This is a genomic window from Bradyrhizobium sp. AZCC 2176, assembly GCF_036924645.1.
In the GTDB taxonomy this organism is placed as follows: domain Bacteria; phylum Pseudomonadota; class Alphaproteobacteria; order Rhizobiales; family Xanthobacteraceae; genus Bradyrhizobium.
Genome location: NZ_JAZHRX010000001.1, coordinates 5,470,252 through 5,486,549 on the forward strand (window position 1 = coordinate 5,470,252; position 16,298 = coordinate 5,486,549).

At 61.2% G+C, this 16,298-nt stretch carries 17 protein-coding genes; 9 read left to right on the forward strand and 8 right to left on the reverse strand.

All coding sequences use genetic code 11. The annotated features are described in order from the left end of the window. The first annotated feature begins 118 nt into the window (after positions 1-118). Positions 119-1,144, forward strand: a complete 1,026-nt coding sequence (locus tag V1288_RS25650; protein WP_334359691.1) for an NADP-dependent oxidoreductase — start codon at positions 119-121, stop codon at positions 1,142-1,144. A 204-nt stretch (positions 1,145-1,348) separates the two neighbouring features. Continuing rightward, entirely contained in the window at positions 1,349-1,618 is a 270-nt protein-coding gene (locus V1288_RS25655; RefSeq protein ID WP_334359692.1) for a hypothetical protein, read from the forward strand. 31 nt (positions 1,619-1,649) lie between these two features. Here the strand turns inward: V1288_RS25655 and V1288_RS25660 are convergent, their stop codons facing one another. The 3 genes from V1288_RS25660 to V1288_RS25670 all read right to left on the reverse strand — a co-directional run bounded on the left by V1288_RS25660 (position 1,650) and on the right by V1288_RS25670 (position 4,582). Further along, positions 1,650-2,483: a metallophosphoesterase family protein gene (locus tag V1288_RS25660; RefSeq protein ID WP_334359693.1), complete on the reverse strand. Its 834-nt coding sequence runs from the start codon at positions 2,481-2,483 to the stop codon at positions 1,650-1,652. 69 nt (positions 2,484-2,552) lie between these two features. Then, positions 2,553-3,521, reverse strand: coding sequence for a dienelactone hydrolase family protein (locus V1288_RS25665; RefSeq protein WP_334359694.1), 969 nt, complete (start codon positions 3,519-3,521; stop codon positions 2,553-2,555). A 368-nt stretch (positions 3,522-3,889) separates the two neighbouring features. Then, positions 3,890-4,582 (reverse strand): acriflavin resistance protein, encoded by a 693-nt coding sequence (locus V1288_RS25670; protein ID WP_334359695.1) that lies wholly within the window; start codon positions 4,580-4,582, stop codon positions 3,890-3,892. Between the two features lie 195 nt (positions 4,583-4,777). On the opposite strand from V1288_RS25670, the gene V1288_RS25675 reads away from it, so the two are divergent. Continuing rightward, entirely contained in the window at positions 4,778-5,200 is a 423-nt protein-coding gene (locus V1288_RS25675) for an MAPEG family protein (RefSeq protein WP_334359696.1), read from the forward strand. Between the two features lie 10 nt (positions 5,201-5,210). Continuing rightward, on the forward strand, positions 5,211-6,509 hold the full coding sequence (locus V1288_RS25680; protein ID WP_334359697.1) for an RsmB/NOP family class I SAM-dependent RNA methyltransferase: 1,299 nt from the start codon (positions 5,211-5,213) through the stop codon (positions 6,507-6,509). 23 nt (positions 6,510-6,532) lie between these two features. Here V1288_RS25680 and V1288_RS25685 read toward each other — a convergent pair whose 3' ends face one another. Continuing rightward, positions 6,533-7,642, reverse strand: a complete 1,110-nt coding sequence (locus V1288_RS25685; RefSeq protein ID WP_334359698.1) for an endonuclease/exonuclease/phosphatase family protein — start codon at positions 7,640-7,642, stop codon at positions 6,533-6,535. Between the two features lie 131 nt (positions 7,643-7,773). Next, complete coding sequence (locus V1288_RS25690; RefSeq protein ID WP_334359699.1) at positions 7,774-8,106, reverse strand: DHCW motif cupin fold protein; 333 nt, start codon at positions 8,104-8,106, stop codon at positions 7,774-7,776. A 396-nt stretch (positions 8,107-8,502) separates the two neighbouring features. Here V1288_RS25690 and guaA point away from each other — a divergent pair, with 396 nt between their 5' ends. The 5 genes from guaA to V1288_RS25715 all read left to right on the forward strand — a co-directional run bounded on the left by guaA (position 8,503) and on the right by V1288_RS25715 (position 14,454). Beyond that, entirely contained in the window at positions 8,503-10,101 is a 1,599-nt protein-coding gene (guaA, locus tag V1288_RS25695; RefSeq protein ID WP_334359700.1) for a glutamine-hydrolyzing GMP synthase, read from the forward strand. 219 nt (positions 10,102-10,320) lie between these two features. Then, positions 10,321-12,093 carry an adenylate/guanylate cyclase domain-containing protein gene (locus V1288_RS25700; protein WP_334359701.1) on the forward strand — a complete coding sequence of 591 codons (1,773 nt, stop codon included), beginning with the start codon at positions 10,321-10,323 and terminating at the stop codon, positions 12,091-12,093. Positions 12,094-12,180: 87 nt separating this feature from the next. After that, on the forward strand, positions 12,181-13,008 hold the full coding sequence (locus V1288_RS25705) for a phosphatase PAP2 family protein (RefSeq protein ID WP_334359702.1): 828 nt from the start codon (positions 12,181-12,183) through the stop codon (positions 13,006-13,008). 11 nt (positions 13,009-13,019) lie between these two features. Then, positions 13,020-14,114 (forward strand): G1 family glutamic endopeptidase, encoded by a 1,095-nt coding sequence (locus tag V1288_RS25710; protein WP_334359703.1) that lies wholly within the window; start codon positions 13,020-13,022, stop codon positions 14,112-14,114. Positions 14,115-14,202: 88 nt separating this feature from the next. Beyond that, positions 14,203-14,454, forward strand: a complete 252-nt coding sequence (locus V1288_RS25715; RefSeq protein WP_334361402.1) for a hypothetical protein — start codon at positions 14,203-14,205, stop codon at positions 14,452-14,454. Between the two features lie 78 nt (positions 14,455-14,532). Here the strand turns inward: V1288_RS25715 and V1288_RS25720 are convergent, their stop codons facing one another. From V1288_RS25720 to V1288_RS25730, 3 genes are all read right to left on the reverse strand, one after another. Continuing rightward, a complete protein-coding gene (locus tag V1288_RS25720; protein ID WP_442893985.1) occupies positions 14,533-14,919 on the reverse strand; it encodes a PIN domain-containing protein in 387 nt (128 codons plus the stop codon). Between the two features lie 41 nt (positions 14,920-14,960). After that, complete coding sequence (locus tag V1288_RS25725; RefSeq protein WP_334359704.1) at positions 14,961-15,191, reverse strand: AbrB/MazE/SpoVT family DNA-binding domain-containing protein; 231 nt, start codon at positions 15,189-15,191, stop codon at positions 14,961-14,963. A gap of 219 nt (positions 15,192-15,410) precedes the next feature. After that, positions 15,411-16,286 (reverse strand): LysR family transcriptional regulator, encoded by an 876-nt coding sequence (locus V1288_RS25730; RefSeq protein ID WP_334359705.1) that lies wholly within the window; start codon positions 16,284-16,286, stop codon positions 15,411-15,413. Between the last annotated feature and the right edge of the window lie 12 nt (positions 16,287-16,298).

A 16,298-nucleotide genomic window follows, 5' to 3' on the forward strand; every position in this document is an offset into this window, starting at 1 on the left:
CGCATCGCCCCGGAATGACGGAGGAGCGCAAGCGACGATCAATCCATTCTATTGTTGACGAGAATGGATTGCTTCGCTTCGCTCGCAATGACGAAAAACAAAAACGGAGGAAGCCACCATGTCCGCATCAGCGAAGCGCATCGTTCTCGCCGCTCGTCCCGTCGGCGAACCGAAACCCACCGATTTCCGTATCGAGGATTGCCCGGTGCCGACACCAGGCGCCGGCGAAGTGCTCCTGCGCACCATCTGGCTATCGCTCGATCCCTATATGCGCGGGCGCATGAGCGACGGACCGTCCTATGCGCAGCCGGTGCCGATCGATGGCGTGATGGAAGGCGGCACGGTGAGCGAGGTGATCGCCTCGAACAATCCAGCCTTCGCCAACGGCGACATCGTGCTGTCCCGCGCCGGCTGGCAGACGCACGCGATCTCAGACGGCAAGGGTTTGGCAAAAATCGATCCGAAGATCGCGCCGATCTCGACCGCAGTCGGCGTGCTCGGCATGCCCGGCATGACCGCCTATACGGGCCTGCTCGATATCGGCAAGCCGCAGGCGGGCGAGACCGTGGTCGTTGCCGCCGCCTCCGGCGCGGTCGGCTCGGCCGTCGGCCAGATCGCGAAGATCAAGGGCGCACGCGCGGTCGGTATCGCCGGCGGCAAGGACAAGTGCGCCTATGTCAAGAATGAGCTCGGCTTTGACGACTGCCTCGATCACCGCGATCCCGATCTGGCGGCGAAGCTGAAGGACGCCTGCCCGAAGGGCATCGACGTCTACTTCGAAAATGTCGGCGGTGCCGTGTTCGAAGCGGTGTTCCCACTGCTCAACGCGTTCGCGCGGATTCCCGTGTGCGGCCTGATCGCGCATTACAACGATACACAGGCGGTGGCGCCGAAATGGGCGCCGTCTTTGATGCGCGCCGTGCTGACCAAGCGGCTGACGATCCGCGGTTTCATCGTCAGCGATTTCGCCGCGCGGCACGGCGACTTCTTGCGCGACATGTCGGGCTGGGTGCGCGAAGGCAAGGTCAAGCATAAGGAGTTCGTCACCGAAGGCCTGGAGAGCGCGCCGGCCGCATTCATGGGTCTTCTCAAAGGTGCCAATTTCGGCAAGCAACTCGTGCGCGTCGGACCCGACAAGGTTTGAGACCGTAGCGTTTTCGAGCGAAGTGGGCACCGGTTCGCGTCAAGAAAACGTGTCTAAAAAAGAATCTAAAGCCCGGTTCTGATTCAATCAGAACCGGCTCTAGCCGCCGGGTTGCGGGGAACACACCTCACGCTCACTTGAGGCTGATGGGGGAACGTCCGTTCGTAACTGTCGTTTGGCTTTGACATCCAATGGAGAAGCCAAATGACGAACCTCAAGAAACTATCGCTCGGCCTGGTTGCCGCCACGATGCTGGCCACTCCGGTGATGGCTCAAACGGTCTATCAGGAACCCGGCGTGATGGGCTACTATCCGAACTCCGGTTACATCACCGGAGGCTACGGTGTCAGGACCACGCCCGGACCGGGCTATTACTACGGTAACCGGTTTCATCCGGTCCCCCGGGTGGGCGCATTTGCCAGCCAGCCTTGGACCGACGGTTCCTACTATGGCTATGTTGAGCGGGAATACTGATGTGAGCGGGAATTCCTGGACGTTCTGAAGTCTAGGATTTCTTGTCAATCAGCGAATCCAGGCCAACATCGGTCTGTCCCGGCGCTTTGACGTAGCGGACTTCAAAACTGTCGGGCTGGAAGCGATACTCCACCAGCCCGACTTCCTTGACGCCGATCACTTCCTGCATCCGGTCCGGAATGATGAAGCCGGCAGATGGCGCCCAGACGTGGCGGGTGTGGTGATAGGTGAAGTCGCGGCGCTGGTGAACGTGACCGCTTGCCACCAGCCGCAGATCGACGTTGTCGAACATCTCGATCAAGCCTCTGCGCCGCGGCTGCGGCACGTAGCGGATCGCCGTTCCCTCCGTCTCGGGATCATCAGGCGTGTTCAGATAAAACGGCTTGTGCAGGAACAGCGCGACCGGCCTGCCGTTGGTGCGTCCGAGTTCTGACGCCAGCCAGCCGAACTGCTCGGCCTCGCTCTCGATCCCGGTGTTCATGATAAGCGAGTTCAGCCCGACAAAGCTCCAGCCCGCCGCATCGAAGCGCCAGCGGTCTTCGCCGATCACGGACAGATAATTCTGCCGCTCTTGCTCGGTCGCCGGCTGCTTCGGCACGGGACCGACCGCGGTCGGGTTGTCGCCGATGTCGTGATTGCCGGGCAGATGACGGCACGGCACCGGCAGCGCGTCATGCAGCTCCTTGGCGAATACGAGATCGCTGCGGCTGGTGGGCGCATCGAAGGCGAGATCGCCGCTGTTGATCACAATATCCGGGCGCGTTGCATCGATGTGCTCGCTGACGCGGTGAAAATTGTCGGTCAGTGGCTGGAGACGGCGGGCGAGGTGGGTGTCGGAAATTTGCGTCAGGCGAAATTCGTGCATGCACTGTTCCTTTCGGTAACAGCATAGCCGCCCCCGAAGTCGGAACGATGACGGGGATGCACTGGCGTCTCACCCCAACGTCCTTCGCCAGAACGCCAGCATGTCCGCCTTGAACAGCTCGGCATCGCCGTCGCGGCTTCCAATTCTCGCGCCCTTGCAGCCATAGCCGGCCTTCAGCGCATAGATCATCAGGTCGCGATCAACGAGCTTGCTCTCCGCGACGCCGTGAAGCGGATGGATGAAGGCGCCGTCATTGGCGATATAGGCCGTCGGCGCGGCGGGGGAGACGGAGGCATCAGTGACGTTCTCGATGCCGGTGCCGCGGTCGAAACTGTGCTGCGCACCGCCGATCAGCCGCATCGTCGCTCTTCCGCCGGAGAGGCGGATGGCCTGGCAATGGCCCTGCACCTGCATCGGCGAGCACCATTCATCCGCATCGCCCATCAGGACGCGGATTTCGGTTTCATCGACGGACGGATCGAGGAACTGGTGACCGCTCCAGGGATAGGCGGCGAGCACGCTGCGAAAGCCGGCGCCGGCGCCGACCACCGCATCGGCAAAGCGGCGCGTCGCCGCCGTCAGCACCGCCGAGCCGCCGCGGCTGTGGCCTTGCGCGCCGATCCGCGAAGCATCGATTTCGGGATGCGCCGCCAGCACCTGCCAGGCCGCGAGCACATCATAGGCGCTCGCGGCAAAGGAGAACTGGGTCTGGTTGGCAACGGTCGAGGTGACATCGCGCGCGCCAAAGCTGTCGAGCACAAAAGCCGCAAAGCCGTCGCTGACCACCGCTTCGGCATGTTTGAGGTGCGAGGGCGCGACGCCGAGGCTGCCCGGCACCACCATCACCAGCGGCAACTTTCCATTGCGCTTGCGATCATCCGAAGCCGGCAGGAACAGCTTGCCGTCGATCACAAGCCTGGGCAGCTCGACGGCATTGCTGATGACGTGGAAGTAGTTGACCGGATTGGCGGTGAGAACATCGAAATTCTGCCCTTTGGCGCCGTCGGCGAAAACAATGTCCTGGTCGCGAAATCGCAAAGTTGCACTCCTCCCGCGGCCGCTCTTTTTTGGCAGCCGTCGGCGATATAGTAGACCAAGTTCCCGATATGTATCGGCTCTCGCCGGATTTATTTTCTCGTTGGGAACGAGCATCTCTGGACTAAACCGAAAAAAAATGAGGCGTCTTGAGTCACTTCTGCAATCGGTCAAAGGATGTAGGCTGCGGCTGCCCACCACCGAGAAGCTCACGGGAGAGACTCAGAGAGATTGTCGTAAAACCTGATCAGTCGAAGAAATCTATTTACAACGTTGGGAAGTGCTAGATGCAACGGAACGTTGCTGGCGGGCTTGTCCGGGCTGGTTTTTCCGTCAAAGCAATGCGTCCGTGGTCTCACAGAGCGAAACGATCAGAGCACGCGGTAGCGGATCGCGAAGGTGTCGTGGATCTCTGATGTCACCGTGCCGCCATTGGCGGGGACGATGCCATCGGCCAGGTGCCATGGTCCGAACTGCTCCGAATGCGACGGGCTTGCCGGCAGCCGCAGCCGGAACGTGCTTTGCGCCCGGCCGGGCAGGTTCAGCACGATCGCGCGCTCGGTGGTGCGGTAATCAAGCGTCACCGTCCCCCGCAAGATGCTGCGGCCATCGTCGGTTGAGGCCAGCGCCTCCTGAACTTTGGCCAGTTTCTGGTTCCGGTCGGTCAGCAGTTCGACCTGGGTCTCGGCGGCGGTCGTCAGCGCAGCCTTCGGCAGGCGGATTTCAAATTCCACCGCGGGCTTTGCTGGATTGAGGCCGAGATAGGCCAGCGCCGCGTTCCGCATGTCCGAGACGGCGAAGGCGAGCAGAACCAGGACGGCGGAGGCGGCAAGCCCGTGCCTGAAGACGTCGCGCCGGCTGCGGTAGCCGCTGCGGAAATAGACCGACAGCACGATCGCCACCGCCAGCGCCGCAGCGATCCCGGCCAATGCCGACATGATGATGCCGAGGCCGCCATCGGGGCTGTCGCTGAATCCAAAGGTCCGGAGCAGGGAGCTCACGGAATCGCCGGGCAGTTCGGCGGCGCGGCCGGCGCCGGTCAGGATCGGGGAGGTGATGTTCATCGCCTGCTCGCGGGTTGCTTGACGGCCGGTCCGGAACCAGAACCATCGGAATTCTCGATAGTTGGTCGCCAAATCCTGGTTTGTGGTTCAAGGCTCTCCCCCGTGGTTCCAGCGAGACCCGGCAAGTGGATTTGTCAGGCGAAGGGCGCCTCGTTATTGCTGTAAGGTCTGTTGGAGGCTTCGGGGGAGATTCTCATGTCGGTTCAAATGGTTTTGCTGCCGGTCTTTGTTCTGGTCGGGCTCACTTTCTTTCTGATGCTGTGGATGGTGACGGCCCGCACAAAGGCGGTGAAGGCCCGGGAAACCAGCCTGAGGGACATTGCGCTGGGGCAGCCGAAATATCCGCCCCGCGTGGCCCAGATCGGCAATTGCTTCAGCAATCAGTTCGAAGTACCCCTCCTGTTCTACTGCCTGATCGCGCTGGCGCTGCCGCTGCGCCGGGCCGATCTCTTCATCGTGCTGATGTCCTGGGTGTTCGTGGTGACGCGATTTGCCCATGCCGGCATTTTCGTCACGTCGAACAACATTCAACAGCGCAGCCTGGCCTGGTTCGCCGGCGCGCTGGTGCTGCTGGCGATGTGGATCTACTTCGCGCTGAAGCTTTTGCTTCTGATCTAGAAAGCTCTTGATGACTCCCGCCGCCCGGCTGTCCGCCGCCATCGAACTGATCGAAACCATCGACGCGCAACGCGTTCCCGCGGCAAAGGCGCTGAAGGAGTGGGGCACCGCGCATCGCTATGCCGGCTCGGGTGATCGCGCCGCGATTTCCGGCCTGATCTGGGACGTGCTGCGGCGGCGGGCGTCGAGCGCCTGGCTGATGGATGCCGACACGCCGCGCGCGCGCGTGCTCGGCATGCTCCGGCTCGAGCGCGGCATGAGCACGGAAGCGATATCGGCGCTGTGCGACGGCGGACGTTTCGCGCCGGAGCCGCTGAGCGAGGCCGAACGATCAGCGCTGACTTCGGGCACGCTCGACGGCGCGCCGCCGCACATTGCCGGCGATTACCCGGAATGGCTGGATGCGCCGCTGGCAGCCGTGTTCGGCGACGACCGCGTGGCGGAGGCGACCGCAATGGCGAGCCGCGCGCCGCTTGATCTGCGCGTCAACACGCTGAAGGCCAAGCGCGAGAAGGTTCTCGCATCGCTAAAACATCTCGGCGCCCAGGAAACGTCGTGGTCGCCGATTGGGCTGCGCATCGAGCTCGGCGCCGACGCGCGCAACCCGGGCATTCACGCCGAGGAGGATTTCATCAAGGGCGCGATCGAGGTGCAGGACGAGGGCTCGCAACTGGCGACGCTGTTCTCCGCCGCAAAACCCGGCGAGCAGGTGATCGATCTCTGCGCCGGCGCCGGCGGCAAGACGCTGGCGCTCGCGGCGATGATGGGAGGCAAGGGCCGGCTGATCGCGACCGATCATGACAAGCGCCAGCTCGCGCCGATCTACGAGCGGCTTTCGCGGGCGGGCGTCCACAACGCCGATGTGCGCGCGCCGAAAGGCGACACTGATCCATTGGCCGACATCAGGGCGTCAGCCGATCTCGTGCTGATCGACGCGCCCTGCACCGGCACCGGCACATGGCGCCGCAACCCCGACGCCAAATGGCGCATGCGCCCCGGCGCGCTGGAAGTCCGCTTGAAGGACCAGGCCGAAGTGCTTGATCGCGCGAGCGCCCTGGTCAAGCCCGGCGGCCGTATCGCTTACGTCACATGCTCGGTGCTACGAAGCGAAAACGGCGATCAGGTGCGCAGCTTTCTCGCGCGCCATCCGGAATTCTCGATTCAGCCGTTGAACGAGACGGCAAGCGTGCTGTGGGACAAGGCCGAGGGTTTTGAAGCGGCTGCGCTCAAGTCCGCCGAAGGCTGGCTGATGACGCCCCGCCGCACCGGCACGGACGGCTTTTTCGTCTCGGTGCTGAAGAAGGCGTGATCGCGTAGGATGACCCTACGATGCTAGATATCGAGATCGGCCCAGATCGCCGCATGATCCGATGCCGCTTCGGCCTCTCTGGTGATTTCAGGGAAATGCGGGAACAGCGTGCCGTTGGTGCCGCCCCAAACGCCCATGCGGAAGATTCCTCCGGCCGTCGCCTTCTCGAACAAATCCGGCGACAGCAGGATGTAGTCGATCTTGTTTGAGGCCGTGCCGTTCTTGAACGTTCCGGGCCGTCCGCCATCGTCGAATCCTGCGAGATCGCTGATGTCCTTCAGGCCCGTTTGGCTGAACAACGGGCCAATCGGGTCGCTGTCCGGGGTGTCGTTGAAGTCGCCGACCACAGCGATGAACTTATGGTTTTGGCGGAGCTGCCGATAGATCGTGGCCACGCGCGCCGCCTGCCGCTTGCGCTTCGCACTCGAGGACGCCTGCGAGCCAAAACCCTTGCTCTTGAAGTGATTGGCGAGAACTACGAGCGTATTCCCCTCCGCGGTCTCGATTTCGAATTGCGCGCAATCGCGACTGAAGATGAGACCGTCGTCATCCTCGTCGTCGACATGACTGGCGATCGAAACGATATTGAATTTCTTCTTGGTCATGAGCCCGACATCGATGCCCCGATCGTCATTGCCGTCGATCAGCATGATGTGATCGTAGGGGGCGCCGTCGACGGCGGGCATCACGTCCTTGCAGAACCGCACCAGCGCGGGACGGCTCTCCGCTTCCACGACCCCGAGCACGTCAGCGTCGATCTCCTTGATGACCCGTGCGGTGTTGCGGGTGGCCTCTTCATTGACCTGCTCCAGCGTGAGGTCGACCCATCCGATCCAGTCGTCGCGGCCGTCAGCCACGACCTCGATCGGTTTGCCGCTCGGCCGCTTGACGAGATGCCCGCGGTTCTGGCGCAGGATCGCGAATTTGTTCTCGTCGGATTTCTTCAACCCGAGCGTATCGAGAAGTTCGACGATCCTTTTCTTGTCGGTTGGCGTGTATTTATCCTTGCCGAGAATGGCATTGATGTCCGCCTGCGCCTTCAGGATTTCTCTGCCTTCGGCGGAAAATCCGGGACCGCTGAGGGCGCGCGCCCGCATGAAAAGATTTTCCACGTTATAGGATGCAAGCTTCATGGCGCTCCCCCCAGGTGCTGAAATGACTACTGCAATTATGGGTAGAGAGTAGCCGAGCGTATCGGCGAAGGCAACTTCTACGGGAGGTGCCGGGCAGGAGGTTCTGGGCGAACCGGCCGCTGACGCGGCGCTCAGTCGACGATAAAAAGCTTCGCGCCGGTCTTCGTCGACGAGCGGTGCGCGGCGTCGCCGAAATCCGAGACCTGGTAGCTCATGCCCGGCTTGAGCTTGAACGTCCGCCCGTCGCGCAATTCGGTGTCGAGTTCGCCTTCCAGCACGTAGAGCACATGGCCGCGGTCGCACCAGTGATCGGCGAAATAGCCGGGCGAGTACTCGACCATCCGCAGGCGCAGATCGCCGATATTGAGCGTGCGCCACAGCGCTTCGCCGGTGACGCCGGGATGCGTCGTCGCGGCGACGCCGCTCCAGTCGGTGACGGTGAAGGGCAGGGCGGGGATTTTCATGTAGGATGATCCTGCGGTAAGCGAGAGACACCTCGTCATTCCGGGATGGTGCGTTAGCACCAGACCTCAGATGCGCAATTGCGCATCGGGGAATCTCGAGATTCCGGGCTCGATGCTTCGCATCGCCCCGGAATGACAGCTAATTCTAATGCGCCAGATGTTTACCGAACCCTGCCTGATTTTTCCCCAGCATCGAGCCGCAGATATTCGCAGATCTACGCGCCGCGCTCGTTCTGGTAGAACGCGACGACGCTGTCCCGGGCTCACATAGCGAACCGCTTGAGCAAACTAGGTCAATAATACTGTCATATATGGATTTGTCCATGCCCCAAGAAGAATGTGGGCCAGCCGTTTCTCGCGGTTGCGAGGCCGCCCCCCGTCGCGTATCTGCTTGCCATGACAGCAGCACAAAAAGCCCGCGAGTCGTCGGCGCCCTCGGTGGCCTCGGCGCATGACAAGATTCTGATTGTCGACTTCGGCAGTCAGGTGACGCAACTGATCGCGCGCCGGGTACGCGAGGAGGGCGTCTATTCCGAGATCGTGCCGTTCCAGAAGGCCGAAGCCGCCTTCAAGGAGATGAAGCCCAAGGCGGTGATCCTCTCCGGCGGCCCTGAGTCAGTGCACGAAAAAGGCTCGCCGCGCGCCCCGCAACTGATCTTCGATTCCGGCGTTCCCGTGCTCGGCATCTGCTACGGCCAGATGACCATGGCCGCCCAGCTCGGCGGCGAGGTCGAGGGCGGCCACCACCGCGAATTCGGCCGTGCCGATGTCGAGGTGAAGACGGCGAGCAGATTGTTCGACGACACCTGGTCGATGGGCGAGATGCATCCGGTGTGGATGAGCCATGGCGACCGCATCACCAGGATGCCGCCGGGCTTCACGGTGGCCGGCGTCTCCGCCAACGCGCCGTTCGCCGTGATCCAGGACGAGAAGCGCAAATATTACGGCCTGATGTTCCACCCCGAAGTGGTGCACACGCCCGACGGCGCCAAGCTGCTCCGCAATTTCGTCCGCAAGGTCGCAGGTTTCACCGGCGACTGGACCATGCGCGCGTTTCGTGAAGAGGCGATCGAAAAAATCCGCGCCCAGGTCGGCAAGGGCAGGGTGATCTGCGGCCTTTCCGGCGGCGTCGATTCCGCCGTCGCCGCGGTCTTGATCCATGAAGCAATCGGCGACCAGCTCACCTGCGTGTTCGTCGATCACGGCATGCTGCGGCTCGATGAAGCCAAAACCGTCGTCGACCTGTTCCGGCATCACTACAACATTCCGCTGGTGCACGTTGATGCGTCGAAACAATTCCTCGGCGAACTCGCCGGCGTCAGCGATCCCGAAGCGAAGCGCAAGACCATCGGCCGCCTGTTCATCGACGTGTTCGATGCGGAGGCCAAGAAGCTCGGCGGCGCGGATTTCCTGGCGCAAGGCACGCTCTATCCTGATGTGATCGAGAGCGTCTCCTTCACCGGCGGCCCCTCGGTGACGATCAAGTCGCACCACAATGTCGGCGGTCTCCCCGAGCGCATGAACATGAAGCTGGTCGAGCCCTTGCGCGAGCTGTTCAAGGACGAAGTCCGCGTGTTGGGCCGCGAACTCGGCCTGCCCGAAATCTTCGTCGGCCGTCACCCGTTCCCGGGCCCCGGCCTCGCCATCCGCTGCCCCGGCGACATCACGAAACAGAAGCTCGACATCCTGCGCCAGGCCGACGCCGTCTATATCGACCAGATCCGCAAAGCCGGCCTCTACGACACCATCTGGCAAGCCTTCGCCGTGCTGCTGCCGGTGAAAACCGTCGGCGTCATGGGCGATGGCCGCACCTACGAATACGTCGTCGGCCTGCGCGCGGTGACGTCGACCGACGGCATGACCGCGGACTTCTATCCCTTCGACATGAGCTTCCTCGGCCAGACCGCGACGCGGATCATCAACGAGGTGAAGGGTGTGAATAGGGTGGTGTATGACGTGACGAGCAAGCCGCCGGGGACGATTGAGTGGGAGTGAGGGGGCAAATTTCCCTTCGCGCCGGAGGCTGAGGCGGGAAAACCGTGATCTCCCACTAGCATAGACGACGGCTAACACCCTCCGCCCGGATCGGCTGCAATTTATCGACATTGCCCATCGCGGCTGCACTCATAAATGGCAGCGCTGCGGAATTGACGGCTGGAACCATCCGGGTAACCTACCGGAGTTCCATGGCCGTCAACCTTGGTGTCCCACGAAATGATGGCAGATCCGGGCAACGCTCCTGCCTTACAACATCGGCTTCTATCAGTGCTGATGGTAGACGTCGTCGGTTATACGCGGCTGATGGAACTGGATGAGCGCGGCACCCATGGTCGGCTCATGAATTTCAGGTTTTCGATTTTGCATCCCATAGTCGAGGAGCGGCGCGGGAGAATTGTCAAGAACACCGGTGACGGCTTCCTTGCAATGTTCGAAAGCGCCCGGGACGCCTTGGAAGCGGCGATCATGATGCAAAACGAGGTGACGAAGCGGGAGGCAGATCAGTCACCGGACCGCCGCATCGCTTTTCGCATGGGCTTGAATATCGCTGACGTCATTGTCGAGGATCACGACATCTATGGCGATGGCGTTAACATTGCCGCTCGCCTTCAAAGCTACGCGGAGCCAGGGGGGATCGTCGTTTCGGGAGCGTTCCGCGATGCGGTTGGCGGAATGCTCGATTTGGATGCCGTCGACCTCGGGTTATTGCATTTGCGCAACCTCTCGCATCCGGTTCAGGTGATCAGTCTTAGACTTCCTGGAGCGGGGACGACTTCGTTCGGCGAGATGACCGGGGGCTACGAAGGACGTGCGTCGATCGCAGTACTTCCATTTCGCAATCTCTCGGGCCCAAATGAAACGTACTTTGCACACGGAATGGTCGATCACATTATCTATGCTTTGGGATCCCTGAAGGAACTTTTCGTTATATCGCGCGGCTCCACGGCTGGTTTCAGTGAAGCAATCGATTTGCGAGCTATCGGCATGGATCTTGGGGTTCGCTATGTGCTCTCTGGCAGCGTGCTGCGGTCGGGACAGCGTCTGAGAATTGGCACCGAACTTGGCGATGCGAGCACGGGCGAAGTCATTCGCGCCGATCAGCACGAAGGCGATCTCGATGATCTATTCCACGTCCAGGACCGCATCGCCCGGGAGGTCGTCAAGACGATTGCGCCCAACGTGCGCGATCGCGAATTGAAGAAATCGCTGCGCAAGCATCCCCAGAACATGACGGCCTACGATCTCGTCCTGCAAGCGATGGAGCCGCTTTACGAACTCGATTATGCGACCTTTTCGCGCGCCAGGGGATTGCTTCAGCGCGCGATCGCACTAGATCCCGGCTATGCGCCGGCGTTCTCCTATGCCGCCTATTGGCACATGTTTCGCCAAGGCCAAGGATGGTCGCCGGATGTTTCTGCCGATATCAATACGGCAGCGCGGCTGGCACGTGCGGCTATCGCCAATGACAGCCACGACGCAATGGCCTTGGCAATCTTTGGCCACGCGCAATCTCACTTGACGAAGGATTTTGAGCAGTCGGTCAGCATTTTCGATAGCGCAATTGCGGTATGTCCGAACTCGGCAATTGCCTGGATACTCAAGAGTGCAACTCTGTGCTTTATCGGCGACGGTCCAAATGCCGTGCGCTGCGCTGAAACTGGCGTGCGCCTGTCGCCGTTCGATAGGCATGTCTTTTTTGCCGAGCATATTTTGGCGCAAGCTCACTACGTCAATCGCAATTTCGATCAGGCCATCTCTTGGGGGCGGCGCGCCGACATGCACAATGCGCGAAATACGTCCAATCTTCGCACCCTTATTTCGAGCTTGATCGCAATCAACAGATCCGAGGAAGCCCGCGAAATCGCAAAGCGGCACGCCGCAATCGTTCCGGATTTTCGAGTATCAGCTTGGGCCGCCCGCACCCCGATGCAGGGCGACATCAAGAAACAACGCGTCGACAGGCTGCTGGCTGCGGGGATGCCTGAATAATCCGTACAAATATGGGCTATTTCACACTACGTTATCACTACTGGTCATATTCATAAGCTGCGTTCACTCAGGCTAGGGGAGGGCAACATGACTGGCGATACCGGTGACACGGGTGATACTGGCGACGTCGGCGACGTTGGACTTGGCGGAAGCGATGCGGTGCGTTTCCCTGATCGCGTCGATCTCCCGTTTATGACCGAGCCAGGCGTAGCAAGCGTGTCGATCGAACGCACACGCTTTGGTGCCAACAACTGGTCCTCAATTTCGCAAGCGTGGCGCATATTGGCCGACTTCGGCTCTACCGGGTGGCAGGCAAGCATCACTGTGGAGCCGCCGCAACCGCCAACCGCTTTGGAAATTGAAGCACTGAGAACCATGGTCCTCGACGAGCGACCTGCCGCGCTTGGCGAGATTCTGGGACAGGACGGGGAATTCATGCGCTATTTCTTGGCAGTGATGGGAGCCAGCCCGATCACGCGTCCCGCGACGTTCCTTGTTCTGAACGCGGCAAATCTGGTCGCCACAATGGCCGTGATGTACTTCAAGAGCAAATTTGACCGCCCGCGACCCTCTCAGCTCGTTCCGGCGCTGCTGCCCCCGATTCCGGTCCCAGGCCATGCGTCCTATCCCAGCGGTCATTCCACGCAGGCACACCTATTTGCACAATGCGCGATCGCGATCCTGCAGGCGACGCCGGGGCAGGGGATCAGCCTCGTTCTAGCCAGGCTTGCCGATCGCATTGCACGCAATCGAGAGATTGCCGGTCTTCACTTTCCATCCGACAGCGCCGCCGGTGCCATTCTGGCCTCCAGTCTATTTTCGATTTTGACGGACGAGAGTGTTATGCCGCATCCCGCCGGCAAGCCCTCGGCATTTGCCGCCGCTATGACGGCCGCTCGGTCCGAGTGGGCTTGAGGGCGGCGCCGATGGGCGAAATGGCGAAGCGGTTTGAGTTGTCTCTCGACTTTTTCAAGGAGATCGAGCAGCGCGCACATGCCTATCCAACGCCGCCAAAGGAGTTGGATCCGCTGCTGGCGACAGAAGCGCAGCTTGAGCGATATGGCCTGCCACCTCGCCCCAATGAAGACAACGAGCCCGATCTTTTTCGACTCTGGACTCGACTGTTAGGCAAACCGCTCCACGTTGTTGCGACGGAGTTCCCCAAGGTCGAGAACGGGCAGCCGCCTCTTATCCCGGTCAATCGTGTCGGGCGCATCGCAAGACCCGGTTTTCGTCGATTCCAGAGCAGCCGGAATTGGTCCGGCGGCTATCTCACTCCGGAGCGCTCGGATAAATTAGTATACGTCAGCGGAGCGTGGCAGGTGCCGGACCTATCGCTGCCGCCCGTTCTGCCACATGGCGTAGCGCAGGGCGACGAATTTCAATCGTCGGTGTGGATCGGCATCGATGGTCGCCGACGCTATCCGATGTCGTCGATGCCACAGATTGGCACCAGCCAGTGCTTACAAATTGTCGACGGCGTCAAAAAGAAAAAGACATATGCTTGGTGGCAATGGTGGTCATTGGACGCGAACTATCCGCCGGATAATCGAAACAATCCGCCCGTACCGATCCCGAACTTCAGCGTTTCCGTAAACGACGAGATCATTGCTGGATTGACGTTGCGCTCTGCCGATGAGGTGCAGTTCTTCATCAAGAACCAGACGACGGGCCTATTCACTACTTTTCTAGTCGTCGCGCCCGGCCCAATTCTGCCGCTTGGCTCGACAGCCGAGTGGATTGTGGAGCGGCCGACCGTTATCGGCGATCATCGTCTGTACCCTTTGCCGAGCTACACGGACGTTGTCTTTCGCGATTGCCTTGCGCAGTCGGCTGCATCAATCGGGGCGCCAACGACGGTCCAACAACTTGATCGACTTCGGCTCATCAGGATGGTCGAGGTTTTTCCAACCCCCCACCGCACGTCCTTCGTGTCGGTTCCGCAAAAGTCGGGCGACCGCTGTATTCGCGTCTGCTATCGCGACGCCTCGGCACCCGGCAGCGGCGGCCTCTTGAGTTGATATCCTTGGTAAAATTACCGCCAGTGAAGGGCGACGGCCGCACGTGCGATTTCGTCGCGCCCTACGCGCCGTGACCTCCATCGACGGCATGACCGCGGACTTCTGCCAGTTCGAAATGAAATTCTTAGGGAAGACTGCCACGCGCATCATCAGCGAGGTGAAGGGCGTGTCCGGGCGCAGCCCTTGGATCGCTCGGCCCGCTGCGGTTCGCGCCGGGCGCGAACGCCGACATCTACAAGCTGATCGCGATCAGCGGCACCGATCCCGGCGGCATAGGGCGGCAAGGCCTGATCTTTTTCGAAGGCCTGATCTCTTTCATTCCTTCTGCTTTTTCATGTGAGCTTAAAAGAGTCTGGCTTCGACTGGAGCGTCCGCCCGGGTGAACGCAGCGATACCTGGGGCCACTATTCCGGCGGTATCATGCGGGCTGCAAATCCGCAGCGTCGTGCGAGCTGATTTGCTTTCGCGCGCAAGCGATGCGTAAACCCTCGTCGAGCTTCATGTTGTGCTGCATATCCTCCGACCAGAGCGTGTCGCAACCGGCGCCAAGTGCCGAGGCGGCAATCATCGCGTCATAGATTGAAAGGCCGTATCGCTCCGCCAGTCGAAGTCCCGTTTCGTGGGTCTCGACGGTGAGGGGATGAACTGTCAGCAGGCCGCGCAACGTGTTGAGGAATGCATGCGTCTCGTCCCAGGACATCTGCATTTTCCGGCGCGCGACGTTGGCACGTTCGTTCAGAACTTGCACGCTGATTGAACCGCCGCCGGCGATGGCCGCCTCCGCCCGATCGGCCTTCGCGGGCATCGCCGGATGCGAGGTAGACGAGGATGTTGGTATCGAAAAAACTAACGGACATTCGCCTCGTCGCTGTCGAATCTGAAATCGGCAGGGAGACGGCCGCGAAATGCGCGAAGGCGTTTCAATAGCTCGTCGCGGCCGGGCTTGCGTGCGACGGCAAACTGTCGCGCGTCAGCGACGTGGATTTCGATCTCGTCGCCCTCCTTGAGGCCGAGCGCCTCGACCACGATGGCGGGAAGCCGAACCGCAAGGCTGTTCCCCCATTTTGCGACCTGCATTGCCAGTTCCTCCGTTCCATCAGGATATACATATTTTTGAATGTCTATCTAATGATGCTGACGGTCAAGGAAGCACCGGAGATCGAAGCCATCAGGGGAGCGTCTCGCAATCAGCGCCCGGCTGGCTGCCGCGGAGCAGGGCGACGAGACTTGGCGCTCCATCGTCAGCGACAAGACAATCTCGGTTCCCGCGCGCCTCCATGCGTAGCGCCAGCATGTTCAAGCTTCCATCAGCCTGGAGGACAGGAATTCGATGAAGCGCTGGGTCTTGGCTGGAATAAGGCGAGTTTCGGTGACGGCGTGAATGCTGACCGACGATCCCTGCCATTCGGGCAGGATGCGTCGGAGCCGGCCAGAGGCCAAGTCTTCGGCGACGATCTTCTCGGCAAGCAGGGCGATGCCCTGGTGGTTGACCGCCAGGGCGCGGGTCATCCCCACACTGTTGAGCGTGAAGCGGCCGCCAACGCTGACATCGACCTTGTTCATCCCCTGGTGCAGAGTCCAGGTCGCGACCTTCGACATACAGACGCATTCATGCTCCGCGAGGTCCGCCGGTGTCGCGGGCTCGCCTGACGCTTCGATATAGCCAGGAGATGCATAGAGGTGGCGCGAATGCCGCCCGATCAGGCGAACGATCAGATTGGAATCTTCCAGCTTGCCTATGCGGATCGCCACATCGAACGGCTCGGCCACCAGATCGACGCGGCGTGGAGTCAGATCGAATTCGAATGTGATGCCGGGATAGTGCCGCGCGAAGTCGGCGATGATCGGCGAGAGGTAAAGCGTGGCGAAGTCGACCGGGAGCGAAACCCGCAGGACACCGCTCGGCTGCTCAACCATCGCGCCGAGCTGCTCGTGCGCCAGCCGTGCCTCGTCGACGATTCGCTTGCTTCGCTCATAATAGAGCTGACCGGCCTCGGTGAGTTCGATCTTGCGCGTCGTGCGGTGCAGGAGCCTCAGGCCGATCGCCTTCTCCAGCTCGCTGATACGTCGCGACAGAGTGGAGTTTGGCATGCCGAGAGCCTCCGCGGCCTTCCGAAAGCTCCTGGCTCTGGCCACCTCCACGAACAGTGCCATGTCGTTCAAATGACTCATGATTGCTCCACA

Excerpts from the sequence above, each read along its gene's own strand:
- V1288_RS25660 (WP_334359693.1), bottom strand. The coding sequence starts at position 2,483 with ATGCACGAATTTCGCCTGACGCAAATTTCCGACACCCACCTCGCCCGC.
- V1288_RS25700 (WP_334359701.1), top strand. The coding sequence starts at position 10,321 with ATGATGGCAGATCCGGGCAACGCTCCTGCCTTACAACATCGGCTTCTA.
- V1288_RS25685 (WP_334359698.1), bottom strand. The coding sequence starts at position 7,642 with ATGAAGCTTGCATCCTATAACGTGGAAAATCTTTTCATGCGGGCGCGC.
- V1288_RS25705 (WP_334359702.1), top strand. The coding sequence starts at position 12,181 with ATGACTGGCGATACCGGTGACACGGGTGATACTGGCGACGTCGGCGAC.
- V1288_RS25680 (WP_334359697.1), top strand. The coding sequence starts at position 5,211 with ATGACTCCCGCCGCCCGGCTGTCCGCCGCCATCGAACTGATCGAAACC.
- V1288_RS25725 (WP_334359704.1), bottom strand. The coding sequence starts at position 15,191 with ATGCAGGTCGCAAAATGGGGGAACAGCCTTGCGGTTCGGCTTCCCGCC.
- guaA (WP_334359700.1), top strand. The coding sequence starts at position 8,503 with ATGACAGCAGCACAAAAAGCCCGCGAGTCGTCGGCGCCCTCGGTGGCC.
- V1288_RS25670 (WP_334359695.1), bottom strand. The coding sequence starts at position 4,582 with ATGAACATCACCTCCCCGATCCTGACCGGCGCCGGCCGCGCCGCCGAA.
- V1288_RS25730 (WP_334359705.1), bottom strand. The coding sequence starts at position 16,286 with ATGAGTCATTTGAACGACATGGCACTGTTCGTGGAGGTGGCCAGAGCC.
- V1288_RS25710 (WP_334359703.1), top strand. The coding sequence starts at position 13,020 with ATGGGCGAAATGGCGAAGCGGTTTGAGTTGTCTCTCGACTTTTTCAAG.
- V1288_RS25675 (WP_334359696.1), top strand. The coding sequence starts at position 4,778 with ATGTCGGTTCAAATGGTTTTGCTGCCGGTCTTTGTTCTGGTCGGGCTC.
- V1288_RS25715 (WP_334361402.1), top strand. The coding sequence starts at position 14,203 with ATGACCGCGGACTTCTGCCAGTTCGAAATGAAATTCTTAGGGAAGACT.
- V1288_RS25650 (WP_334359691.1), top strand. The coding sequence starts at position 119 with ATGTCCGCATCAGCGAAGCGCATCGTTCTCGCCGCTCGTCCCGTCGGC.
- V1288_RS25720 (WP_442893985.1), bottom strand. The coding sequence starts at position 14,919 with ATGCCCGCGAAGGCCGATCGGGCGGAGGCGGCCATCGCCGGCGGCGGT.
- V1288_RS25655 (WP_334359692.1), top strand. The coding sequence starts at position 1,349 with ATGACGAACCTCAAGAAACTATCGCTCGGCCTGGTTGCCGCCACGATG.
- V1288_RS25690 (WP_334359699.1), bottom strand. The coding sequence starts at position 8,106 with ATGAAAATCCCCGCCCTGCCCTTCACCGTCACCGACTGGAGCGGCGTC.